17 protein-coding genes are annotated in these 22930 nt (G+C 72.3%); 11 read left to right on the forward strand and 6 right to left on the reverse strand.

What is annotated here, in order from left to right; all coding sequences use genetic code 11:
* Positions 1–162: 162 nt before the first annotated feature.
* Entirely contained in the window at positions 163–1359 is a 1197-nt protein-coding gene (locus EJG53_RS32505) for an acyl-CoA dehydrogenase family protein (protein WP_125047926.1), read from the forward strand.
* A 73-nt stretch (positions 1360–1432) separates the two neighbouring features.
* Here the strand turns inward: EJG53_RS32505 and EJG53_RS32510 are convergent, their stop codons facing one another.
* Positions 1433–1885: a cell division protein SepF gene (locus EJG53_RS32510; protein ID WP_030019475.1), complete on the reverse strand. Its 453-nt coding sequence runs from the start codon at positions 1883–1885 to the stop codon at positions 1433–1435.
* An 866-nt stretch (positions 1886–2751) separates the two neighbouring features.
* On the opposite strand from EJG53_RS32510, the gene EJG53_RS32515 reads away from it, so the two are divergent.
* From EJG53_RS32515 to EJG53_RS32545, 7 genes are all read left to right on the forward strand, one after another.
* A complete protein-coding gene (locus EJG53_RS32515) occupies positions 2752–4677 on the forward strand; it encodes an FAD/NAD(P)-binding protein (protein ID WP_125047927.1) in 1926 nt (641 codons plus the stop codon).
* Between the two features lie 52 nt (positions 4678–4729).
* Complete coding sequence (locus tag EJG53_RS32520) at positions 4730–5770, forward strand: LLM class flavin-dependent oxidoreductase (protein ID WP_125047928.1); 1041 nt, start codon at positions 4730–4732, stop codon at positions 5768–5770.
* A gap of 119 nt (positions 5771–5889) precedes the next feature.
* Positions 5890–7221 carry an NtaA/DmoA family FMN-dependent monooxygenase gene (locus EJG53_RS32525; protein ID WP_125049747.1) on the forward strand — a complete coding sequence of 444 codons (1332 nt, stop codon included), beginning with the start codon at positions 5890–5892 and terminating at the stop codon, positions 7219–7221.
* A gap of 4 nt (positions 7222–7225) precedes the next feature.
* The gene (locus EJG53_RS32530) at positions 7226–8029 is read left to right on the forward strand and encodes a DUF1684 domain-containing protein (protein ID WP_125047929.1); all 804 of its coding nucleotides are present in this window, start codon (positions 7226–7228) and stop codon (positions 8027–8029) included.
* Positions 8030–8317: 288 nt separating this feature from the next.
* On the forward strand, positions 8318–9226 hold the full coding sequence (locus EJG53_RS32535; protein ID WP_125047930.1) for a S1 family peptidase: 909 nt from the start codon (positions 8318–8320) through the stop codon (positions 9224–9226).
* Positions 9227–9475: 249 nt separating this feature from the next.
* Positions 9476–10453: a slipin family protein gene (locus EJG53_RS32540; protein WP_125047931.1), complete on the forward strand. Its 978-nt coding sequence runs from the start codon at positions 9476–9478 to the stop codon at positions 10451–10453.
* A gap of 450 nt (positions 10454–10903) precedes the next feature.
* Positions 10904–11968 (forward strand): S1 family peptidase, encoded by a 1065-nt coding sequence (locus tag EJG53_RS32545; protein ID WP_125047932.1) that lies wholly within the window; start codon positions 10904–10906, stop codon positions 11966–11968.
* A 794-nt stretch (positions 11969–12762) separates the two neighbouring features.
* Here the strand turns inward: EJG53_RS32545 and EJG53_RS32550 are convergent.
* Complete coding sequence (locus EJG53_RS32550) at positions 12763–13188, reverse strand: subtilase-type protease inhibitor (protein ID WP_031008940.1); 426 nt, start codon at positions 13186–13188, stop codon at positions 12763–12765.
* 541 nt (positions 13189–13729) lie between these two features.
* Between EJG53_RS32550 and htpG the strand changes: the two genes are divergently transcribed.
* Positions 13730–15658 carry a molecular chaperone HtpG gene (gene htpG / locus EJG53_RS32555; RefSeq protein WP_125047933.1) on the forward strand — a complete coding sequence of 643 codons (1929 nt, stop codon included), beginning with the start codon at positions 13730–13732 and terminating at the stop codon, positions 15656–15658.
* Between the two features lie 180 nt (positions 15659–15838).
* Here htpG and EJG53_RS32560 read toward each other — a convergent pair whose 3' ends face one another.
* Positions 15839–16546, reverse strand: a complete 708-nt coding sequence (locus tag EJG53_RS32560; protein ID WP_125047934.1) for a TetR family transcriptional regulator — start codon at positions 16544–16546, stop codon at positions 15839–15841.
* Positions 16547–16674: 128 nt separating this feature from the next.
* Between EJG53_RS32560 and EJG53_RS32565 the strand changes: the two genes are divergently transcribed.
* Together EJG53_RS32565 and EJG53_RS32570 are read left to right on the forward strand one after the other, a co-directional pair.
* The gene (locus tag EJG53_RS32565) at positions 16675–17439 is read left to right on the forward strand and encodes an SDR family NAD(P)-dependent oxidoreductase (RefSeq protein ID WP_125047935.1); all 765 of its coding nucleotides are present in this window, start codon (positions 16675–16677) and stop codon (positions 17437–17439) included.
* Positions 17440–17580: 141 nt separating this feature from the next.
* Positions 17581–18543, forward strand: coding sequence for a nitrilase-related carbon-nitrogen hydrolase (locus EJG53_RS32570; protein WP_125047936.1), 963 nt, complete (start codon positions 17581–17583; stop codon positions 18541–18543).
* Here the strand turns inward: EJG53_RS32570 and EJG53_RS32575 are convergent.
* The 3 genes from EJG53_RS32575 to EJG53_RS32585 form a co-directional block, all read right to left on the reverse strand.
* Positions 18513–19820 carry an ATP-grasp domain-containing protein gene (locus EJG53_RS32575; protein ID WP_125047937.1) on the reverse strand — a complete coding sequence of 436 codons (1308 nt, stop codon included), beginning with the start codon at positions 19818–19820 and terminating at the stop codon, positions 18513–18515. The two genes, EJG53_RS32570 and EJG53_RS32575, sit on opposite strands and share 31 nt — an antisense overlap.
* Before the next feature lie 2 nt (positions 19821–19822).
* Positions 19823–21367 carry a PqqD family protein gene (locus EJG53_RS32580; RefSeq protein WP_244955432.1) on the reverse strand — a complete coding sequence of 515 codons (1545 nt, stop codon included), beginning with the start codon at positions 21365–21367 and terminating at the stop codon, positions 19823–19825.
* 369 nt (positions 21368–21736) lie between these two features.
* Positions 21737–22831, reverse strand: coding sequence for an ABC transporter permease (locus EJG53_RS32585; RefSeq protein WP_125047938.1), 1095 nt, complete (start codon positions 22829–22831; stop codon positions 21737–21739).
* Positions 22832–22930 lie beyond the last annotated feature (99 nt).

A 22930-nucleotide genomic window follows, 5' to 3' on the forward strand; every position in this document is an offset into this window, starting at 1 on the left:
TACGGCGCTGAGCGGGGGCTTCGCGTACGGGGCGGCGCGGCCGGGCGGGGACGACGCCCACGGCGGGGGCTCTTGCCGCCGTGCCGCGGCCGCCCGTAACGTCGGACCCGGATAACTAACACCGCTAGTTTTTGTGCGCGCGCAGCTACCGGAGGCCCCGCCATGTCCGCACCCCCGTCCCCGAAGCTCCCGCCCTTCGACGCGGAAGACCCGCTGGGCCTCGACGACCTGCTCTCCGACGAGGACCGCGCGGTACGCGCCACCGTCCGCCGGTGGGCCGGCGACCGGGTCCTGCCGCACATCGCCGAGTGGTACGAACAGGGCGAACTGCCCGGCATCCGGGACCTGGCCCGCGAACTGGGCTCCCTCGGCGCCCTCGGCATGGCGCTGACCGGCTACGGCTGCGCGGGCGCCTCGCACGTCCAGTACGGCCTGGCCTGCCTGGAACTGGAGGCGGCCGACTCGGGCATCCGCTCGCTGGTCTCCGTACAGGGCTCGCTCGCCATGTACGCGATCTGGCGCTTCGGCTCCGAGGAGCAGAAGCAGCGCTGGCTGCCGGGCATGGCGTCCGGCGAGACCATCGGCTGCTTCGGCCTGACCGAGCCGGACCACGGCTCCGACCCCGGCGCCATGCGCACCTACGCCAAGCGGGACGGCGGCGACTGGGTGCTCACCGGCCGCAAGATGTGGATCACCAACGGGTCGGTGGCCGGCGTCGCGGTGGTCTGGGCGCAGACCGACGACGGCATCCGCGGCTTCCTCGTCCCGGCCGGCACCCCCGGCTTCAGCGCGCCCGAGATCCGGCACAAGTGGTCGCTGCGCGCCTCGGTCACCAGCGAACTGGTCCTGGACGAGGTACGGCTGCCGGCCGACGCGGTGCTCCCCGGCGCCACGGGGCTGGGCGGTCCGCTGCGCTGCCTGGGCCACGCCCGGTACGGCATCGTGTGGGGCGCGATGGGGGCCGCGCGCGCCAGTTTCGAGGCCGCGCTGGAGTACTCCCGTACCCGCGAGCAGTTCGGCAGGCCCATCGGCGGCTTCCAGCTCACCCAGGCCAAGCTGGCCGACATGGCCGTGGAGCTGCACAAGGGCATCCTGCTCGCCCACCACCTGGGGCGGCGCTTCGACGCGGGACGGCTGCGGCCGGAACAGATCAGTTTCGGCAAGCTCAACAACGTACGGGAGGCGATCGAGATCTGCCGTACGGCCCGTACGGTCCTCGGTGCGAACGGGATCTCGCTGGAGTACCCCGTCATGCGGCACGCGACGAACCTGGAATCGGTGCTCACCTACGAGGGCACCGTCGAGATGCACCAGCTCGTGCTGGGCAAGGCGCTCACCGGCCTGGACGCGTTCCGCTGAGCGGAGCCGGCCGGCGGCCGGAGGGCGTCGGCCGCCCCGGCCACCGGCCGGAACGACGCACCGGCCCCCGCGCTCAGCTCTGGTTGAAGAAGCCGCCCTCGGGGCGGCGCCGGCCGGGCTCACCGCTGAGGATGCGGTAGTCGGCCGGGGTGAGCAGGAAGACGCGCGTGGCGACCCGCTCGATGGAGCCGCGCAGCCCGAAGGTCAGCCCGGCCGCGAAGTCCACCACGCGCTTGGCGTCGGAGGAGTCCATCGCGGTCAGGTTGACGATGACGGGGATGCCGTCCCGGAACAGCTCCCCGATGCCGCGGGCGTCCCCGAAGCCCTCCGGGGTGACGGTGGCGATGCGGGTGCCCTGGTCCTGGGCGCTCTCGTCGGCGACCTGGACGCGCGGGTCGGTCACCCAGGGGCTGTTCCCGGTGCTGCCGGGCTCGGACCCCTCGGCGTAGTCGTCGTCGTAGTAGCGCTCGTCATCGTTGTCGTCGACGAGGCCCAGCCAGGCGCTTGCCTTGCGTACCGATCCCATTGACGCCTCCTCTCACCCGCGGTCTGTGTGTCCGCACCTCTATCGTCGTCCATGATGCGGATGCTCTGCCAAGTGGATAGCCGCCGCACGGGGGGTTCGTGACACATCTGGTGCAAAGAGGGTGGCATGGCGTCAGAACTGGGAAGAGTCGCGGGAACTGACCGTGTGAAGGCTGTCACATCGAGTGTCGGAACGTCCAGTGGCCGACCGGTACCCGATCGTTCTTGCATCCAAACCGGACGGAATACGAACCGCCCGAGTGCGGAGGATGTCCCGTTCCACCCCGTAAGGGGGGTCAGGTGAACCCGGCCGGCCGCACGGGCGAGGCGCGGTGTTGACCCGGACCCGGACCGGCGGCCCGGCAGCGCGGACGCCGAACTTTGTCGACAATGCGCTGCCGGGGTGCATAGGGGCGCGGTGGCGGGGCAGGCGTGCGGCGAGGGTGAAGAGTGGAACGGCAGAACGAGGGTGGAGCTACGAGGGGAGGGGTGCGCCGGCGGGCGCGGGTGTGTGAAGGCGCGGCGGACGGGAGGAGAAGCCGCGAGAGGCCCGGCCGGAACGGCGGCGGGCGGGCAGCGGGTCAGCTCAACAGGACGCCGACCACACACGACCGAAGTCGATGTGGTCGCGGGTGACCAGCCACTGCCGTGAGTCCATGCGGCTAAGTGGAACAGGCATCCGGTTTCCCGTCAACCGTGACGTGCCCCGCTGCCCACAGTCCGGACAGCCTTGACAGCGGGGCGTCCCGGGCACATAGCCTCAAGGATCGGCCGTGCTGAGGGGCGCGTCCGGTGCCGGCCTCCGGGCCCCGTGTGTGAAGACGCTCAACTCCCAGTGGGATCACTGCGTCCACGGAGCCTTCACGCATGTCTGCGACCGACCACGCGCCGCACCCCGCGCCGCCCCCGCGGCCCCTCCACTCCCCGTCCCGCGTCCCGGGCCGCCCCGCCGTCGTCCTCGTCGGCGCGGGCCCGCGCGGCACCGGGCTGATCGAGCGCATCGCCGCCAACGCCCCCGAGCTGTACGGCGACGCGCCCCTCGACCTGCACCTGGTCGACCCGTACCCGCCCGGCGGCGGGCGCGTCTGGCGCCGCGACCAGTCCCCGCTGCTGTGGATGAACTCCACGGCCGAGGACGTCACCATGTTCACCGACGCCTCCGTCGAACTGCGGGGACCGGTGCGGCCCGGCCCCTCGCTCGCCGAGTGGGCCGCCCGGGTGCGCGCCGGGGAACTCTCCGTACCCGGCGAACTGGCGGACTCCGTACGCGAGTTAGGGCCGCAGGGCTTCGCCGGACGGCAGGTGCAGAGCGCCTACCTGGAGTGGGTGTACGAGCAGGCGGTGGCCGCGCTGCCGCCGGGTGTCACCGTGCACGAGCACCGCCGCCGCGCGGTGCGGGTCACGGGCCCGCGCGGCGGCCCGCAGCAGGTGTGGCTGGAGGGCGACCCCGCCCCGCTCGCCGCCGACCTCGTCGTCCTCGCCCTCGGCCACCTCGACGCCCAGCCGCCCCCGGAGCAGCGCGAACTGGCCGCCTTCGCCGCGCGCCACCACCTGACCTACCTGCCGTCCGACTTCACCGCCGACGCGGGCCTGGACGCCCTGGCCCCCGGCGAGCCGGTGCTCGTACGCGGCTTCGGACTCGCCTTCGTCGACCTGATGGTGCTGCTCACCGAGGGGCGCGGCGGGGCGTACGAGGCCGGGCCGGACGGGGAGCCGGCGTACCGGCCGTCGGGGAAGGAGCCGGTCCTGTACGTCGGGTCGCGGCGCGGCGTGCCGTACCACTCCAAGATCGGCTACACCTACCGGGGCGAACGGCCGCCGCTGCCGCGCTTCTTCGGGCCCGCGCAGGTGGACGAACTGCTCGCCCGGCCCGGCGGCTACGACTTCCGGCGCGACGTCTGGCCGCTCATCGCCAAGGAGCTGGGCCACGCCCACTACCACCGGCTGTTCACCGCGCACCCGGAGCGGGTCCGAGCCGACCGGGCCGCCTTCGAGGAGAAGTATGCGGCCGCCGAACCGCTCGGCCCGGACCTGCGGGCGCTCGTCGCCGCCGCCGTCCCCGACCCCGCCGACCATCTCGACCTGGACGCCCTCGACCGGCCGCTGGAAGGCGTCCGCTTCCCCGGCGCGGACGCCTTCCAGGACGGCCTGCGCGCCTACATCGAGGCCGACCTCGCCCGGCGGCACGACCCCGCCCACAGCCCCGACCTCGCCGTCTTCCTCGCCCTGCTGTCGGTGTACGGACAGCTCGTACGGCTCGGCGACCACGGCCCCTGGTGGCACGGCTTCTTCAGCCACCTCGCCTCCGGCCCGCCCGGCCCCCGCCTGCGGCAGTTGCTCGCGCTGTCCCGCGCCGGAGTGGTGCGCTTCCTCGGCGCCGGCACCACCGTCACCGCCGACCCGGAACGCGGCGTGTTCTCCGCCACGAGCGACAGCGTGCCGGGCGTACGCGTCGAGGCCCGGGCGCTGGTGGAGGCGCGGCTCCCGCAGCCCACCGTGACGGACACGAAGGACGCCCTGCTGCGCGGCCTGTACGACGACGGGGCCGCCGCCACCGGCAGCGGCCTGCTCGCCGTCGACCCCGGCGACGGCCGGGTGCTGGACCGCGACGGGCAGCCGCACCCGCGCCGCTTCGCGCTCGGCCCGCACACCGACGCCCGCGCCTCCGGCGCCTTCGCCCGGCCCCGTACCAACGCGCCCGCCTTCCGGCAGAACGACGCCACCGCCCGCGCCCTGCTGCGGTTCCTGCGCGCGCACGCCCTACCGGAGCCGGCCCGGTGCCCACCCGGCTGAGCAGCACCACGGCACCCGCCACCCCACGTGCACAGCGACGAAAGGCCGTCCCATGTCCCAGCCCTCCTGCTCCCTGCGCCCCCTGCACCTCGCCTTCGCACTCGACGGGCCGCCCCGCCGGGGCCGCCGCGCCACCGAGGTCTTCGACCCCGAGCACTACGTCCGCCTGGCCCGGCTCGCCGAGCGCGGCACCCTGGACTTCGTCACCCTCGGCGACTCCTTCGCCCGGCCGGGCCCGGACGCGCTCGCCGTCCTCGCCCGGGTCGCGCCGCGCACCGGCCGCGTCGGCCTGGTCCCGGCCGTCACCACCACCCACACCGAGCCGTTCCACGTCTCGACCGCCGTGAACACCCTGGACTGGGTCAGCCGCGGCCGGGCGGGCTGGACCGTGGAGGTGTCCGGCACCCCCGCCGAGGCCCGCCTCTTCGGCCGCCGGGACGCCGCGCCCGCCGACGCGCTGTGGCGGGAGGCCGGCGAGGTCGCCGACGTGGCCGCCCGGCTGTGGGACAGTTGGGAGGACGACGCGGAGATCCGCGACACCGCGACGGGCCGGTTCGTCGACCGCGACAAGCTCCACTACGTCGACTTCCGCGGCGCCTCCTTCTCCGTACGGGGGCCGTCCATCACGCCCCGGCCGCCGCAGGGCCGCCCGGTCGTCGCCGTCGACGCCACCGCCCGGCCCGCGCGGCAGGTGGCCGCGGCGCACGCGGACGTCGCGTTCGTCCGGGCGGAGGACCCCGCCACGGCCGCCGCCGCCCGCGCCGACCTGCGCGAACGCGCCCGCGCCCTGGGCCGCGACCCGGACCGGCTGCTGGTCCTCGCCTCGCTGCCGGTCGAGCTGTACTCCTCCGGCGACGCCGTCGGACTCGCCGACCTGCTCGGCGACTGGCACGCGGACGGCGCGGGCGACGGCTTCCACCTGCGCCCCGCCGACCCCGCGCGCGACCTGGCGCTGCTCGTCGACGGCACCGTGCCGGTGCTCCAGCACCGCTGCCTGCTCCGCCGCTTCTACCCGGGCACGACGCTGCGCGAGCACCTCGGCCTGCCGCGCCCGGCCAACCGCTACGCCTCGGCCCGGAAGGTCTCCTCGTGACCACGACCTCGTCCCGTACCCCGTCCCGTACGGCGCCCACGCCCCAGCCGACGCCCGTACGCACGCCCACCCCCGAGCCCACGCCCGCGGCCCCGGCCACCGCGCCCGGTCTCCGGCGCATGCACCTGGCGGCGCACTTCCCCGGCGTCAACAACACCACCGTCTGGACCGACCCGAGGGCCGGTTCGCAGATCGACTTCGCCTCCTTCGAACACCTCGCCCGGACCGCCGAGCGCGGCCGCTTCGACTTCTTCTTCCTCGCCGAGGGGCTGCGGCTGCGCGAGCACAAGGGCCGCATCCACGACCTCGACGTGCTGGGCCGCCCGGAGTCGATCACCGTACTGAACGCGCTGGCGGCCGTCACCGACCGGCTGGGCCTGGCCGCCACCGTCAACACCACCTTCAACGAGCCCTACGAGCTGGCCCGGCGGCTGGCAACCCTGGACCACCTGAGCGCGGGCCGCGCAGCCTGGAACGTGGTCACCACCTCCGACGCGTTCACCGGCGAGAACTTCCGCCGCGGCGGCTATCTCGACCACGCCGACCGCTACACCCGGGCCGCCGAGTTCGTCGCCACCGCCCGCGAACTGTGGGACTCCTGGACGGCCGGGGGCGTGCCGCGGCCGGTCACCCACCACGGCCCGCACTTCCGCGTCCGGGGCGCCTTCACCCTCCCGCGCAGCCCGCAGGGCCACCCCGTCATCATCCAGGCGGGCGACTCGGCGGCCGGTCGCGACTTCGCCGCCGCCACCGCCGATATCGTCTTCACCGGCTGGGGGTCCGGGGGTCGTCCCCCGGGTAAATGCAGCACTCGGCACAGCACGCTCGCGGCCGGTCAGGAGTTCTACGCCGACGTCAAGGGCCGGCTGGCCGCCCACGGCCGTACCGCCGACTCCCTCAAGATCATGCCCGGGGTCACCTTCGTCCTCGGCGACACCGCGGCCGACGCTCAGGAACGGGCCGCCACGATCCGCCGGCAGCAGGTCTCGCCGCAGAACGCCCTGCTGGCCCTGGAACAGGTCTGGGGTGTGGACCTGTCCGGGTACGACCCGGACGGGCCGCTGCCGGACATCGACCCGGACCCCGAATCCCAGCTCGCGCAGGGCCGCGTCCGGCTCGCCGACCCGAAGGCGCTCGCCGACCGCTGGCGGGCGCTGTCCGAGGCCAAGGGCCTGTCCATCCGGGAGACCGTGATCGAGACGACCGGGCGGCAGTCCTTCGTCGGCACCCCCGCCGCCGTCGCCGAGGAGATGACCGCCTACGTGGCGGCCCGCGCCGCGGACGGCTTCATCCTCGTACCGCATCTGACCCCCGGCGGACTGGACGACTTCGTCGACCGGGTGGTGCCGTTGCTCCAGGAGCGCGGCGTGCTGCGGACGGAATACGCGGGCACGACCCTGCGCTCACATCTGGGGCTGCCGGATCCGGTACGTCCCGTAGGGAAGGACTGACCGTATGAGCACCACGAGCAGCACCGGCACCCAGGCCGAGCAGCACTGGCAGACCTGGCACGAGCGGCGCGCCGCCGAGATCGCCCTCCCGTACGGCCCGCTCGCCCTGACCGCCACCCACTGGCTCGCCGACTTCCCCGACGGCCGCCTCGACGGCGTACCGGGCCACTGGAGCGCGGACGGCGACGCGGTGCTCCTGCGCGCGGCCGCCGCCGACGGGCTGACCGTCGACGGGGCGCCGCTGGACGGCACCGTACGGCTCGGCGCGGACGGCGCCCCCGCGACCGCCCGGGTGGCGCACGAGGGCCGGCGGCTGCCGGTGCTGCGCCGCGACGGGGAATGGGCCGTACGGATCTTCGACCCGGACTCCGCCGCCCGGCGCGCCTTCGGCGGGATCGACGTCTACCCCTACGACGAGCGCTGGGTGCGGCCCGGACTGTTCCGGCCGTACGGCGCGGGGCGCACGGTCCAGGTGCCCAACGCCGACGGACGGGAGCGGGGCCTGGGCCTGGCCGGCGAACTGGCCTTCACCCTCGACGGCGACGAGCACACCCTCCAGGTGACGGTCGAGGCCGACGGCACCCTGTGGGCCGTCCTCGCCGACGCCACCAGCGGCACGGACAGCTACCGCTTCCGCTTCCTGCGGACGCCGGCCCCCGCGGCCGACGGCACCGTGCCGGTGGACCTCAACCGCACCCTGCTGCCGCCCTGCGCCTTCGCCGACCACTTCATCTGCCCCTTCCCGCCGCCCGGCAACACGCTGCCCTTCGCGCTGCGCGCGGGGGAGCGGAACCGTATCGCGGGCTGAACCGTCGAACCCCTGAACGAGGGGGTCAACCACCGTCCCGGCAGCGCGAGTTGATGCTGCCGGGACGTGTGTGCGGACGGGGTCGACGCGGCCGGCGCGGGCGTGCGTACGGATGTCGGGCGGGCGTCCGAAAGGCACCCTTGCGCGGGCGGGCCGGTCCCTCGAAACTCCCGAGCAGCGCTGTCCGGGGCCCGCACCGGAAGGACGTGCGGAGTCCCGCGGGCCCGCCGGGCAGCGGCACACGGACCTGCCCGCTCGGCAGGTCTTCCGATCCCCTCGGAGGTAGCAGTGAGGTTCGAGCGCACTACCCCCCGGAGCGGCATCGCGAGACGCGGACGGCTGATCGCCGTCGCGTCCGGGCTGGCCGCGATCGGCGCCCTGGCCCTGCCGACCGCCCACGCGGGCGAACCCGCCCCGCCCACCACGTTCAGCGCGTCCCAGCTCGCCGCCGTGAGCGACTCCGTACGCTCCGCGGACGTCGCGGGCACCGCCTGGGTCGTCGACCCGAAGACGAACAAGGTGGTCGTCCAGGCCGACAGCCGGGTCACCGAGGCCCAGCTCGACAAGATCAAGCAGGCCGCGGGCGCCAACGCCGGTGCGCTGAAGGTGGAGCGCACACCCGGCGTGCTGCGCAAGCTGATCTCCGGCGGTGACGCCATTTACGCGACGAGCTGGCGCTGCTCCCTCGGCTTCAACGTCAAGAAGGGCAGCACCTACTACTTCCTGACGGCCGGCCACTGCACCGACGGCAACCCGCCCTGGTACACCAACTCCTCGCACAGCACGAGCATCGGCCCCACCGCCGGTTCCAGCTTCCCGAACAACGACTACGGCCTGGTCCGCTACAGCAACAGCGGCGTGTCGCACGAGGGCACGGTCGGCGGCCAGGACATCACCAAGGCCGGCAACGCGACCGTCGGCCAGAACGTCACCCGCCGCGGCTCCACCACCGGCACCCACACCGGCAAGGTCACCGGCCTGAACGCCACCGTCAACTACGGCAACGGCGACGTCGTGTACGGCATGATCAAGACCACCGTGTGCGCCGAGCCCGGCGACAGCGGCGGCCCCCTGTACGCCGGGAGCACGGCGCTCGGCCTGACCTCCGGCGGCAGCGGCAACTGCTCCTCCGGCGGCACCACGTACTTCCAGCCGGTCACCGAAGCGATCAGCGCGTACGGGGTCAGCATCTACTGACGCCCGGGCCGTCCGGTCCCGGCGCACCGCGCGCCCGGACGGCCCTCGCACACCGCACCGCTCCACGCAGCCGGCAGCAACCGGGCCCCCGTCCGCACCCGCGGACGGGGGCCCGTCGTCGGCGGGCGGCAGGCGGCAGTTCGAGGGCAGGGTCCGGGCCGACGCGCACTCTCGACCGTTCCCGGGGCCGGTCATACCGTGGTGAGGACGCACGGACGCGGACATGGGCGCCTACGGCAGGGGGCCGTGATGGTCGAGGAACTGGTGGCGGCCGGGATCGCGCTGGCTTCGGCGGGCGCGCTGTACGTGATGGCGGGGGCGCGGGTGGTCAAGCAGTACGAACGGGGTGTCGTGCTGCGGCTGGGCAGGCTGATGTCGGCCCCGCGCGAGCCGGGGTTCACCATGATCGTCCCGGGTGTCGACCGGATGCGTAAGGTCAACATGCAGATCGTCACGATGCCGGTGCCCGCCCAGGAGGGCATCACCCACGACAACGTGACGGTCCGGGTGGACGCGGTGGTCTACTTCAAGGTCGTGGACGCCGCCGACGCGGTGGTCAAGGTCGAGGACTACCGCTTCGCGGTCTCCCAGGTCGCCCAGACCTCGCTGCGCTCCATCATCGGCAAGAGCGACCTCGACGACCTGCTCTCCAACCGGGAGAAGCTCAACCAGGGCCTGGAAGTGATGATCGACAGTCCGGCGCTGGGCTGGGGCGTGCAGATCGACCGGGTGGAGATCAAGGACGTGTCGCTGCCGGAGACCATGAAGCGGTCGATGGCCCGCCAGGCGGAGGCCACCCGCGACCGACGGGCCCGGGTCATCAACGCGGACGCCGAACTCCAGGCGTCCAAGAAGCTGGCCGAGGCGGCCCAGGCGATGTCCGACCAGCCCGCCGCGCTGCAACTGCGGCTCCTGCAGACGGTGGTGGCGGTCGCGGCCGAGAAGAACTCCACGCTCGTGCTGCCGTTCCCGGTGGAGCTGCTGCGCTTCCTGGAGCGCTCCGGCCTCCAGGCGCAGGCCCGGACGGAGGCGTACGAGCGGCGCGGGGCGGCGGCCGGGCCGGGGGCGGGGCCGGACGTACGGCCGGAAGCAGTGGACCCCGGGCCGGCACCCGCGACCGCGCCGCGTTCCGCTCAGCCGTCCGCCGCCCCGCTGTCCGGAACCGCGCCGGGTGCCGAAGCGGCGGCCGCGCTGGAGGAGTTGCCGGAGGCGGAACAGCTCCCCTGACATTGGAGCGGTGGTTCCCGGGAGCGGAAAAACTGTCCTGGTGTGCGAAGGAAGTCCCCCGCTGGGCTGAATCTCCGGTGCGGATTTCCGGCGCCGGTGGGCGAAGTCCGGCCTGGAGCGTCGGTTTTCGGACAGGTGTAGACCGCGCCTGAGGCCCGTTCCGAGCCACTCCAAAGTGTTCGTTTGGTGTCCGCACAGGGAAACGACGTGCGCGGATATCGGAACGCGGGACGAACGACCGGTCGGGCCCGTTCCGTTCTCCAGACCGGATCTCGTTCTTGTGCGCGAGCCCCGTTAATCGGAATACTCAAGACCGCGCATTGGCATGGACGCGACTTCCCTGCGGCAGGCTGCGCAGGCAACTCCCGTTCCGTGTCTGTTCCTCAACACCCTCCGGGCCCGCGGCCCCCCCCACACACCGCGGCCCATCCCCCCACGGAAGGCATTGAGTTGAAGCACCGACGGAATACTCAGCGGCGCGCAGTCCTGGCCGGCGCGGGCGCGCTGGCCCTCGCGGCCACCGCGACGCTCACCCTGGCCGACGCCAACGCGGCGGACGAGCCGGCCGCGAAGCAGCTGACACCCGCCGCGGCCACCGCGCTCGCATCCCAGCTCAGCGGCCACGCGGCCGGTTCGTACTACGACGCGGCGGCGAAGAAGCTGGTCGTCAACGTCGTCGACCGTGCGGCGGCCGACGCCGTACGGGCCAAGGGCGCCGAGGCGAGAATGGTCCGGCACAGCCTCGCCCAGCTCGACGCGGCCCGGCAGACGCTCAAGCAGCAGGCCACCATCCCCGGTACGGCCTGGGCGATGGACCCGCGGACCAACAAGGTCGTCGTCACCGCCGACCGCACGGTCTCGGGCGCGAAGCTCGACAAACTGAACAAGGTCGTCAAGAGCCTGGGCAGCAAGGCCACGCTCCGGCACAGCAAGAGCGAGTTCACCCCGTTCATCGCCGGCGGTGACGCGATCTGGGGGAGCAGCTCCCGCTGCTCGCTCGGCTTCAACGTCGTCAAGGGCGGCCAGCCCTACTTCCTGACCGCCGGGCACTGCGGCAACGCCGTGAAGTCGTGGTCGGACAAGCAGGGCGGCCAGGAGATCGCCAGCACCGAGGACTCCAAGTTCCCGGGCAGCGACTACGCCATCGCCAAGTACACCGCGGACATCGCGCACCCGAGCGAGGTGAACACCTACGGCGGCGGCCCGCAGAAGATCACCAAGGCCGCCGAGGCGACCGTCGGCCAGAAGGTCACGCGCAGCGGCAGCACCACCCAGGTGCACGACGGCACGGTCAAGGCGCTCGACGCGAGCGTCAACTACCAGGAGGGAACGGTCGAAGGACTGATCCAGACCGACGTCTGCGCCGAGCCCGGCGACAGCGGCGGCGCGCTGTACGACGGCGAGTCCGCGGTGGGCCTGACCTCGGGCGGCAGCGGCAACTGCTCCTCCGGCGGCGAGACCTACTTCCAGCCGGTCCCGGAGGCCCTGGAGGCGGTCGGCGCGGAGATCGGCTGACGCCGGCCGGCCGTGTCACCGGCCGGCCGTGAGGCCGCTGTTCCGAGTACGGCCATTCGGTAGCGGGAACGGCCCCCGGCGGCAATTGCCGCCGGGGGCCGTTTGCCGTTTTCCGGTGTTGCGAACGGACGGCGTGGGACGCGGATCCGGCGGTCGGCAAAAGAATAGGAAAGGAGGCTGTGTAAATACTGCCGGACGGGTGGGCGTCGGTCGGGTGGCAGTGGCGCCCGGCGCGGTGACCTCCGAAGACGGCGCGGACAAGCGCCAAGGGAATCGTTTTCATGAAGCAGTGCGGGCCGTTGAAATGTTGACGGGAATGTCATGCGAACCGTTCATTCGAAGGGGTGTGAGGCACCTCTCAGGAGAGTCGCTTTCCAGGAAAGTGACCGCCAAATGTCCGGTATGGGGGTGTTTCGTCGGCGTGGTGTGCGACGACTTCGAGAAGTCGGCGGCCCTTTGCCGAAATGCACTTCCGGCTTTTCCCGTTCGACGGTCGGAACGGATTTGCCAAGCCCGTTGCGGCTGGCTCTAATGATGCATCAGCCCCGTGGCCGAAAAGAATCCGGCGAGCCGCCGGTGAGCCGCGCGCCGTGCAGTTCCGGCGGGCGGTGCGAGGGCTTCCGTGCTGCCGCCCCGTGGAGGGGGCGGGGCGGCAGCACGGTGCGCGGGCCGCGCGCGGAGCAACGACAGGGACCGGCCCCCGGGCATCCGTGGGGATGCCCGGGGGCCGGCCGGTGGTGCGGCGGCGAGGAGGCGGCCGCACCGTTCAGCGGGTCACCGCCCGGTCGGGGCCGTCAGAACTCGAAGACCAGGCCCTTGCCGCCCTCCATCGCGCAGGGGTTGGCGAAGGTGTGCTCGTAGGCGACGCGGCGTCCCTGCCAGACACCGTTAGCGGTGACCGTGACGGGGTTCCACTCCTTGGTGCACATACGGTCCGCCGCGGACTTGGTGATCGCGTCGAAGTCGCCGTTCGCGGTGCGCAACTGAGCGCAGGCGGCACGCGCCGCCGGGTGCGTACCGGTTCCGGACGAGCTACAGCTCAGCGTCACCGCGCGCTGGATGGAGGCCGTAGCGGCGTTGTCCCCGTACCCCACGGTGAGGACCAACTCCGAGGGTGCGTACAGGCTCTTCGGCGTCGCGGGCTGCGCCTGGGCCGTGGTGGCCAGGCCGCCGAGCACGAGCGCCGCGCCGAGCGCGATCCCCCCAGTGATGTACCGCATTTTCGAACTCTCCTTCGGTTGTCGTCTCGAATGCCGGACAGCGAGGAGTCTGGCCGAGGTGCGACAGGAAAGCACATCGATCGGTGACTTCCAGTCGTTGGTTGAAAACGCTGTGTGCTGGCGTGAAGTGGTGCGACGGGCGTTTCGGTACGTGATGTGTGCTATGCCGTGCGGTCAGCCAGAACGCCGGGGGCGCGCGGTTCCGGCCGGGTCGGATGTGCGGCGAAAAGCGGCCAACTCCCGTTGTTCGTGGGGGTGCAGGGGGCTCGTGGGGGTTCGCCGCTAATGGCCGAAGTGCGGCTGCCGACGGGGCGCGCCGGGGCGTGACGGGGTGCGCGAGGCGTCGGCGGGGCGCGCGGGAGGCGGTCCGCGCCCGCCGCGCGCGCCTCCACCCGTATCACCGTCCGAACAGCAGTCCGCACCGTCGTCCGCCCTGCCGCCCGGGCGACGGTGCGGGGGAAGCACGCATACGTCCTGACCGGCTCATCTACAGTTCTGGGGACGGTCCGCCACCTGGTGACACAAGAAGGAATTGACACATATGCCGACCGAGACGTTCGAGTTCCAGGTAGAAGCACGCCAGCTCCTGCAGATGATGATCCACTCGATCTACTCGAACAAGGACGTTTTTCTGCGTGAGCTGATCTCCAACGCCTCCGACGCGCTGGACAAGCTGCGCCTCGAAGCGCTGCGCGACGAGTCGCTCGACGCCGATGTCTCCGACCTGCACGTCGCCATCGAGACCGATGGTGAGGCCCGGACGCTGACCGTCCGTGACAACGGCATCGGCATGTCGCACGACGAGGTGGTCCAGCTCATCGGGACGATCGCCAACTCCGGCACCGCGAAGTTCCTCCAGGAGCTGAAGCAGGCCAAGGACGCGGCCACCGCGGAGGGGCTGATCGGCCAGTTCGGCGTCGGCTTCTACGCCGCGTTCATGGTGGCCGACGAGGTCACGCTGGTCACCCGCCGCGCCGGGCAGAGCGAGGGCACCCGCTGGTCGTCGACCGGCGAGGGCACGTACACCGTCGAGCCGGTCGAGGACGCGCCGCAGGGCACCTCGGTGACCCTGCGGCTCAAGCCGGTGGACCAGGAGGACCAGCTCTTCGACTACACCTCCCGCTGGAAGATCAAGGAGATCGTCAAGCGGTACTCCGACTTCATCACCTGGCCGGTCCGGATGGCCCCCGAGGCACCGGCGGACGGGGAGCAGGCGGAGGGCGCCGAGGACGGCAAGGCCGCCGCCGAGCCCGAGACGCTCAACTCGATGAAGGCCCTGTGGGCGCGCTCCCGGGACGAGGTGAGCGACGAGGAGTACCACGAGCTGTACAAGCACATCAGCCACGACTGGTCCGACCCGCTCGAAACGCTCCGGATGCAGGCGGAGGGCACGTTCGAGTACCAGGCGCTGCTGTTCCTGCCGTCCCGCGCGCCCCAGGACCTGTTCGCGCGTGAGCACCGGCGCGGGGTGCAGCTCTACGTCAAGCGCGTCTTCATCATGGATCACTGCGAAGCGCTGCTGCCCGAGTACCTGCGCTTCGTCAAGGGTGTCGTGGACGCCCAGGACCTCTCGCTCAACGTCTCCCGCGAGATCCTCCAGCAGGACCGCCAGATCCAGCTCATGCACCGCCGGCTGGTGAAGAAGGTGCTGTCCACCATCAAGGAGATGATGACGCAGCGTCCGGAGAACTACGCCACGTTCTGGGGCGAGTTCGGCCGGGTCGTCAAGGAGGGTCTGCTCAGCGACCACGAGAACCGCGACGCCATCCTGCGTATCGCCTCCTTCCCCACCACCCACGACCAGGAGAAGCCGGCCACCCTCCAGCAGTACGTCGAGCGCATGAAGGAGGGCCAGGAGCACATCTACTTCATGACCGGCGAGTCCCGTACCGCCATCGAGAACTCGCCGCACATGGAAGCCTTCCGGGACAAGGGCTACGAGGTGCTGCTGCTGACCGACCCGGTCGACGAGGTGTGGGTCGAGACCGTCCCCGAGTTCGACGGCAAGGAGCTGCGGTCGATCGCCAAGGGCGAGGCGGACCTCGCGAAGGAGGAGTCCGAGGAGGACAAGGCCGAGCGGGCCAAGCGGCAGGAGGACTTCGCCGGTCTGCTGACCTGGATGACGGAGCGGCTCGGCGACGAGGTCAAGGAGGTACGGCTGTCCTCCCGGCTGACCGTCTCCCCGGCCTGCGTCGTCTCGGACACCGACGACGTGACCCCGGCCCTGCGGAACATGTACCGCGCCATGGGCCAGGAACTGCCCGAGGCCAAGCGCATCCTGGAGCTCAACCCGGGCCACCCGCTGGTCGAGGGCCTGCGCAAGGCCCAGGCCGAGCGCCCCGACGACGCGGACCTCGCCGGTACGGCCGAACTGCTGCACGGCATGGCGCTGCTCGCCGAGGGCGGCGAACTGAGCGACCCGGCGCGCTTCACCAAGCTGGTGGCGGAGCGGCTGGAGCGCGCACTGTAAGCGCCTCGGCAAGGCTCGTTCCGTAAGACTGCCGCCGGGTCCTTCATGGGCCCGGCGGCGTCATGTCCGGGGCCGGGCGGGCTGTGCGGGCCGGACGGTGGCGTCGCCCGACGCCGGTCAGCGGTGCGGCGCGGGGGGGCCGGTGCCGGTCAGCCGTACGGCGCGGGGCCCGGGCACCGGTCAGGCATGCCGCTCGGCCGTCCGGCGCCGGTCCAGCCCGGACAGACCGGCCGTCAACGCGCGCATCCCCCGACCCACCAGCTCAGCAGGATCACCCGCCTCCCCTTCCCCTTCCCCGTCCCCTTCTCCCTCCGCAGCCCACGTCTCCACCGCGACCCGCATCGCGGTGTTCGCGGCCGCCGCCGCGAGCCGCACCTCCGCCGGCCCGCCGTCCGTCAGCCCGGCGAGGACGGGGATCAGCGCCTCCTCGGAGTCGTGGTGCACCCGGTGCCAGACCGACCGCAGCGCCGGATCGTCCCGCATCGCCCGCAACAGCCCGCGCGTCCACCGCAGCGCCTCGGCGGCCCGTTCGTCGGACGGCGTCAGCGCCTGTCGGGCCGCCCGCTCCAGCACGTCCCGTACGGACCGGCCGTCCGCCTCCGCTGCCATCCGGCGCAGATCCGCGAGCCACTGCCGTACGCCGACGGCCAGCAGCGGCGCGACCGCGTCCTCCTTGGTGCGGAAGTACCGGTAGAAGGTGCGCAGGGCGACACCGGCGGACCGGGCGATGTCGTCGGCGGTGACGGCGCTGCCCCGCTCGGCGAACAGGGCCGCCGCGGCGCGCGCGATCTCCAACTGGGTCTCCGCCTTGCGCCGCTCGGTCAGGGAGAGGGCGGCAGGTAGCAGGGGTGCGGGAGCCGGTGCGGTAGGGCGCGGTGCGGTGGGCATGGGACGAGCTTACGTCGCCCGTGCATCGGATCGGCACGTCACGCCGATGTGGCACAACGTGCCACCTAGGCGTACGGTGCGGATGTCGTCCGCGGCGGACGCGGACACCGAAGGCAGGAGAGAGCCACATGGAGCGCTTCGACGGACGCCGCGTGCTGATCACCGGGGCCGGGTCGGGCATCGGGCAGGCCACCGTCCACCGGGTCCTGGCCGAAGGCGGCCGGGTGGTGGCCGCCGACATCAGCGAAGCCGGGCTGAAGGCCACCGCCGAGCGGGCCGCGGCGGACGGCCACGGCGACCGGCTGAGCACCGCGGTCCTGGACATCGCGGACGAGGCCGCGGCGCGCGCGGGTGTCGCCGCCGCCGTCGAGGAGCTGGGCGGCCTGGACGTCCTGGTCAACGCGGCGGGCATCCTGCGCGCCTCGCACACCCACGAGACCACCCTGGACGCCTTCAACCGGATCATCGCGGTCAACCTGACCGGCACCTTCCTGATGATCCGCGAGGCACTGCCCGCACTGCTGCGCGGCCGGGCACCGGTGGTGGTCAACTTCAGCTCCACCTCCGCCGCGTTCGCGCACCCCTACATGGCGGCCTACGCGGCCAGCAAGGGCGGCATCCAGTCCATGACCCACGCCATCGCGAGCGAGTACGCCAAGCAGGGGCTGCGCGCGGTGTGTGTGGCACCGGGCTCGGTGCGCTCCGGCATGACCGACGACCCGGGCCTGCCCGCAGACGCCGACATGACCCTGTTCGCAAAGCTGCTGCCGGCCATCGGCGAGGGCTTCGCACCCCCGGAGACGGTCGCGGGCGTCATCGCGATGCTGGCTTCCGAGGACGGCGCGTTCATCACCGGTACGGAGATACGTATCGACGGTGGGACACACATGTGAGATGCGCCCCGAGCGTCGAAAGCCGGTACGGCGGCTGATTCCGGGGCGCGGGTCAGGCGGACGCGGAGCTGCCCGCGGCGCTCTCGTCCCAGTCATGCGGAATCGCCCCTCCGCTCCGTGCCGGATGCGTATCTTTGCGTCATGGAGCGCATGAGGGCAGCCGTCGTTCAGGCCGGGTCCCCGTTGTTCGAGACGGGGGAGGCGCTGGCGAGAGCGCAGCGGCTCATCAGTGCGGCGGCGGAGGAAGGTGCGGGGCTCGTGGTGCTGCCGGAGGCGTTTCTCGGCGGTTATCCCAAGGGGCTGGATTTTGGCGTGACGGTGGGGGCGCGGTCGCCGCTCGGGCGGGAGGAGTTCCGGCGGTACTGGGACGCGGCGATCGATGTGCCCGGGCCCGAGACCGAGGCGCTGGGGGCGCTGACGCGGGAACTGGGGTGTCACGCCGTGGTCGGAGGCGTCGAGCGCAGTGGCCGTACCTTGTACTGCGTGGCGCTGTTCTTCGGGCCGGGCGGGCTGCTGGGCAAGCACCGCAAGCTGATGCCGACCGGGTCCGAGCGGCTGATCTGGGGTCTCGGCGACGGCTCGTCGATGCCGGTGATCGAGATGGGGCGTGCGCGGGTGGGGTCGGCCATCTGCTGGGAGAACTACATGCCGCTGTTCCGTACCGCGATGTACACCAAGAACGTGGACATCTGGTGCGCGCCCACCGTGGACGACCGGGAGAACTGGCAGGCGACGATGCGGCATGTGGCGCTGGAGGGCCGCTGCTTCGTGCTCAGTGCCTGTCAGTATCTGACGCGCGCGGACATGCCGGCGGACGTCCACCCCGTACAGGGGGACGAGCCGGACACCGTGCTGATCGGTGGGGGCAGTGTGATCATTTCTCCGCTCGGGGAGGTGCTGGCCGGGCCGCTGCGGGACAAGGAGGGCATCCTCACCGCCGAGCTGGACCTGGCCGAACTCGCGCGGGCGCGCTTCGATTTGGATGTGACGGGGCACTACGCCCGGCCGGACGTCTTCGCGCTCCACGTCGACGAGCGCGCGAAGGAGGGCGCCGTCCTGAGCGACTACGGCAGTCAGCCGCCCGCTTCCTCCCCGGCGCAGTAGAGAAGGCGGTCACGGACCCATGCGGGGTCGTCGTGCTCGACCGTCACACGGCCCAGGACGGCGGCGTGGCGGCGGCGGTCCGACGCGAGGCCGGCGAGTTCCCGTTCGGTGAACCCGTCGGGCCCGGGCACGGGCGGGCTGGCCTGGATCTGCACCTGTTGCGCCGGGAGGGTCTCGGCGCGGGCCAGTTGGCGCGGGTCCGTGACCAGCAGTTGACCGGCCGCGGGACGGCGCCGGCCGCTGTCCGGTGGCCCTCCGGGCGCCTTGCGTTCGAGGTGCGCGGCGAAGGCCTGTTCCGCCCAGTCCAGGCCGGAGACGCGGGTGACGAGTGCCTCCAGCCCGAAGCCCGAGAGCCGGAACCCCATCTCGATGAAGAACAGACCCCGGTCGTTCTGGATCACGTCTACGTGGAAGGGACCTTCCGCATAGCCGGTGGCGCTCACGCAGTCCTGCGCCAGTGCCGTGAGCCCCGGCGGCGCGGCCGGTCCGGGGGCCGCGAGGTGGCAGGTTTCCCTGAACCCCTGGAGTGTCCCGTTCCGTTCGGGCAGGACGACCTTCTCGCAGAAGGTGAGGAGCCGGGCCCGGCCGTTCCAGGCGATGCCCTGCACGGAGTACTCCGTACCGGGGACATGTTCCTCCACGAGCAGGCCGCTGAAGGCCGCACCGCCGTAGTTGACGGCCGCCGCGGCGTCCCGCAGGGCGAGCGCGCGCTCCGCGCTGTTCCGTACGAGGGTGACGCCGAGGCCGCCCGCGCCGTCGACCGGCTTGACCACCTGGGGGAAGGAGAGGGCGGCGGGCAGGTCGGACCCGTACGTGCCGAGGCCGTCGGCCTCCTTTCCGTCGGTACCGGCAGCGGCCGGTGCCACCTGTACGTAGCCGGGCTGGAGTGCTTCGGGCGCGTGCCGGCGCAGCGCGGCGCGTTGCCGTGCCTTGTCCAGAGGGGTGAAGCGCCGTCCGGTGTACGGCCATGGCGCGACGTGCGCGGCCCTCGCGAAGCGGAACGCGGTCGGCACGTACCGGTCGAAACCCGCGAGCACGAGAGCGGGTACGACCTGGGCGGCGCGCAGAGCGCTGCCGACCTGTCCGGTGTCGTCGGGGTCCGCCACCGCCAGCTCCAGGTCGAACGGGAGGCGGTTCAGCCGCCGGCGCCACCGCAGGTAGGCGGGGGTCTCGACCAGCACCGCCGGCATGCCGCGCCGACGGGCACAGCGCAGGTACGGGTCCAGGCCGTCCCGCGTGGCACCGATCTGGACGAACGCGTCGCGTGCCCCCGCCATGGTCACCGCCCGGAGAGGGTTTCGTCGACCTCCGGGCCGTCCGGAGCGTGCCGGGTGCGGATGCGTTCCTTGTGCGGGTCCCCGCGCAGGATGTGCTGCACCAGGCTGGGGTGGAGATCACTGCCGTACAAGGTCTGTAACTGCTTCAGGTGCAGACCGCTCAGTTCCTCCAGGTCCGCCGTCAGCCGGGCCCCGTCTGCTGTGTCTGCTGTGACTTCTGTGGCGCTGTCCTCGGTGGTCTGGCCGGAGAGCAGGTGCCGGACGGCCGCCTCATGCTCGGCGAGGCGAGGTGCCTGGCTCCTGAGGTAGGGGCGCAGGGCGGCGCCGGCCGCGGTGAACGGCGAGTGGACCATGCACACCAGTTGCCGCTCGTCGAGCCCGTACGCCTCCGCGGCGAAGGCGTTGACCCGCGCGCGCAGGACCGTGTGGGCCTCGGGCGCGGCGTACCGGGCCGCCATCGTGTCGATCAGCGGTTGCGGGAACTCCTTGCGCCGCATCAGCTTCAGGGCGAAGGCCGCGTACTCGTCCAGGCCCTCCCGGTAGTCGCGGTGGAAGAGGTACTGAGACTTCAGGCCCCGCAGATGGGCCATGAGCGCCGGGTTCGCGCAGTCGGACTCGGTGAAGCTGAAGGCAAGGTCGTCGAAGACGAAGCCGAGGTGGCGCGTGAGCAGGTCCCAGTGGCTGCCCGCGTCGTAGGCCGTACCGCCGTAGACGGAGAAGAACCGCAGGTGGGGCGGCACTTGGGAGGGGACGCCGTGGTCCGGGCCCCGTACCTCCCGCGGGCCGTGGATGTCGGCGAAATAGGCGCGGGCCACATCGTCCAGCGCGCCCAGCACCTGGCCGAACCCGGCCGGCCGCCCCCGTTCGCCGGAGTGGCGGGGCACCTTGCGGGCGAGCTGGCTGATCCACGCCGTGTAGGCCCGCTGCTCGTCGGGCGAGTCACCGGTGATGATGAGGTCGGCGCCCTGGCCGTGCGCGGCCGCGATGCCGAAGGCGCGGGCCATGCTCAGGTTGCACGCGTTGCAGAAGGTGGGGCGGGCGTCGGCCCGGGTGCGGTGGCCGGTCATCAGGATGTCGGTGCGGTTGCGCGCCGTCACCTGGGGCGAGCGCGGGACGTCGACGGCGAAGGGCCGGACGTGGCTGCCCTCGATGAGCAGCAGCTCGCACGCGGGGTCCGCATACATCCCCAGCGCTTCGTAGACCCGGTCGATGTTCTCCATCACGGCCCGCGGCATGCCCGCGTGCCAGTTGGTGGCCGCTCGGAGGGTGAACGTTTCGCCGTACCGTTGCGCGGCGAACAACTGCATGCCGCGGACGAACGCCACCGTGTAACTGCTGTCCTTGCCGCCTCCGTAGGCGACCAGTACCGTCCCCGTGCCCCGGGCGTGCTGGTCACGCAGCAGGCGGCGCAGGGCGTGGGCGGAGCGGCGGACCGCTTCGCGGTCGGACGGCGTGAGGTGGCCGAGGAGCCCCTCCAGGGACCGGGCCCGCAGGGCGGCCACGCCCGCACCGGGCGCAGGGTGTGTGGGACCGGCTGATTGCTTCACGGGGTCCTCCGTCCACGCGGATCGCAGGTCGCGTGTCCCCTCCGCGACTTCGCCCCTCGTCAGTCCCGCGGACACCGATCGTCACGCCAAGGCGAACTCGCTCTCGCGCCCATCGTCCTCGGACAGTAGGAGCACCCGTAGGGCACGTCCAGAGAGGCCGAGGGGCGAAGAAGGCCGCGCCACCGGCCTGCGGGCCATTCTGCGCCGGGCCGCGGTGACCGCTCCGCCGGTGGCCGTCGACGCCCACCACGGAATTCCCAGGCCGAATGCCCAGGCAGGACGGGAATCCTCGCCGGTGCCGCTACCGGGCACTCCATGACCTGCGACGCGACTCTGTCCGATACTGACCCGTAGCGGGCCGCGGCCCCCTCACTGCCGTACCTCGCTGCGGTTGATCACCGTCCGGCCCTTGGTGAGGGCGGAGAAGAGCAGGGTCAGGGCGGTGCCGGCGACGGCCCAGGCGGAGAGCACCAGCAGGGGGCCGGTCACCGCGTTGCCGTGGAAGTACGCGATGGAGCGGGCCACCCAGGTGCCCGCGCCGGGCGGCAGTGCGGGGCCGATCACGCGCCAGAAGTCCGGCAGCAGGGGGTACGGGTAGGCGCCGCCCGCGCTGGGGTTGCCGGCGATCACCACCACGAGGATGGTCAGGCCGATGCCGACGATCCCGGCGATGGCCTGGAAGGCGAAGGTGGTGGCGCCCACCGCGAACACGATCAGCGCGCCCAGGCCCCACAGCCCGTACAGGCTGCCGGGCATGGCTCCCAGGATGGGGCCGATGACGACGGCGCCGGCCAGGCCGGTGAGGACCGAGTAGACGGCGAGCGCGGCCAGCCGGATGGCCGCCCGCTTGAGGTTGACGGGGCGGGCGCCGAAGCTGATCGCGAGGATCGCGGCGCACAGGTAGCCACCCACGCACCAGCCGACCACCAGGTAGAACGAGGACAGGCCGCGGGTGTCGTCCTTGTCGGCGGGGGCGATGTCCTGCACCTGTACGGTGCGCTGCTGCGCCTTCTCGGCCTGGGTGACGACCTGTTCGACGGCCTGGGACAGCGAGGCTCCGGAACCGCCGGCCACCAGCAGCTTGTCGGTGGTGCCGCGCGGATCGACGATCAGCGCGCCGTCGATGTCCCGCTCCTTGATCTGCCGTGCCGCGTCCGCCTCGGAGGAGGCCGTACGGGGGTCGAGCGGGGAGCCCGGCAGTTTGTCGAGCTGTTCGACGAGCCGGCCGCTCATCTGCTGGGGCGCGACGACCGCGAGCGGTACGTCCTTCGGCTTCGGGGAGTGGAAGGCGCCCGCGTACGACGCGATGAACAGGGCCGTCAGGGCCAGTACGCCGATCATCAGCAGGGCGGCCCGCCCCGAGATCGCGTCCTTCACCTCCCCGAGGAAGCTCCGGTCCCGGGTGTCCTGGCCCCGGGTGTCCTGGTCCCGGATACCGCGGGTGCCGTCGTCCGCCGTGGCCATGCGCCGCTCCCTCGCCCTGTCGTGCCGAGTAGGTCTTCCGCCCTCAGGCAGGTCCTTGGTCATCGGACCTTTTGCCCCATATCTTCCGGCGTATTGCGG

Origin of the sequence: Streptomyces chrestomyceticus JCM 4735 (assembly GCF_003865135.1) — a bacterium.
Lineage (GTDB): Bacteria > Actinomycetota > Actinomycetes > Streptomycetales > Streptomycetaceae > Streptomyces > Streptomyces chrestomyceticus.

Coding starts and splice junctions, on each gene's coding strand:
- EJG53_RS32505 (WP_125047926.1), top strand. CDS start 163: ATGTCCGCACCCCCGTCCCCGAAGCTCCCGCCCTTCGACGCGGAAGAC.
- EJG53_RS32510 (WP_030019475.1), bottom strand. CDS start 1,885: ATGGGATCGGTACGCAAGGCAAGCGCCTGGCTGGGCCTCGTCGACGAC.
- EJG53_RS32515 (WP_125047927.1), top strand. CDS start 2,752: ATGTCTGCGACCGACCACGCGCCGCACCCCGCGCCGCCCCCGCGGCCC.
- EJG53_RS32520 (WP_125047928.1), top strand. CDS start 4,730: ATGTCCCAGCCCTCCTGCTCCCTGCGCCCCCTGCACCTCGCCTTCGCA.
- EJG53_RS32525 (WP_125049747.1), top strand. CDS start 5,890: ATGCACCTGGCGGCGCACTTCCCCGGCGTCAACAACACCACCGTCTGG.
- EJG53_RS32530 (WP_125047929.1), top strand. CDS start 7,226: ATGAGCACCACGAGCAGCACCGGCACCCAGGCCGAGCAGCACTGGCAG.
- EJG53_RS32540 (WP_125047931.1), top strand. CDS start 9,476: ATGGTCGAGGAACTGGTGGCGGCCGGGATCGCGCTGGCTTCGGCGGGC.
- EJG53_RS32550 (WP_031008940.1), bottom strand. CDS start 13,188: ATGCGGTACATCACTGGGGGGATCGCGCTCGGCGCGGCGCTCGTGCTC.
- htpG (WP_125047933.1), top strand. CDS start 13,730: ATGCCGACCGAGACGTTCGAGTTCCAGGTAGAAGCACGCCAGCTCCTG.
- EJG53_RS32560 (WP_125047934.1), bottom strand. CDS start 16,546: ATGCCCACCGCACCGCGCCCTACCGCACCGGCTCCCGCACCCCTGCTA.
- EJG53_RS32565 (WP_125047935.1), top strand. CDS start 16,675: ATGGAGCGCTTCGACGGACGCCGCGTGCTGATCACCGGGGCCGGGTCG.
- EJG53_RS32570 (WP_125047936.1), top strand. CDS start 17,581: ATGGAGCGCATGAGGGCAGCCGTCGTTCAGGCCGGGTCCCCGTTGTTC.
- EJG53_RS32575 (WP_125047937.1), bottom strand. CDS start 19,820: ATGGCGGGGGCACGCGACGCGTTCGTCCAGATCGGTGCCACGCGGGAC.
- EJG53_RS32585 (WP_125047938.1), bottom strand. CDS start 22,831: ATGGCCACGGCGGACGACGGCACCCGCGGTATCCGGGACCAGGACACC.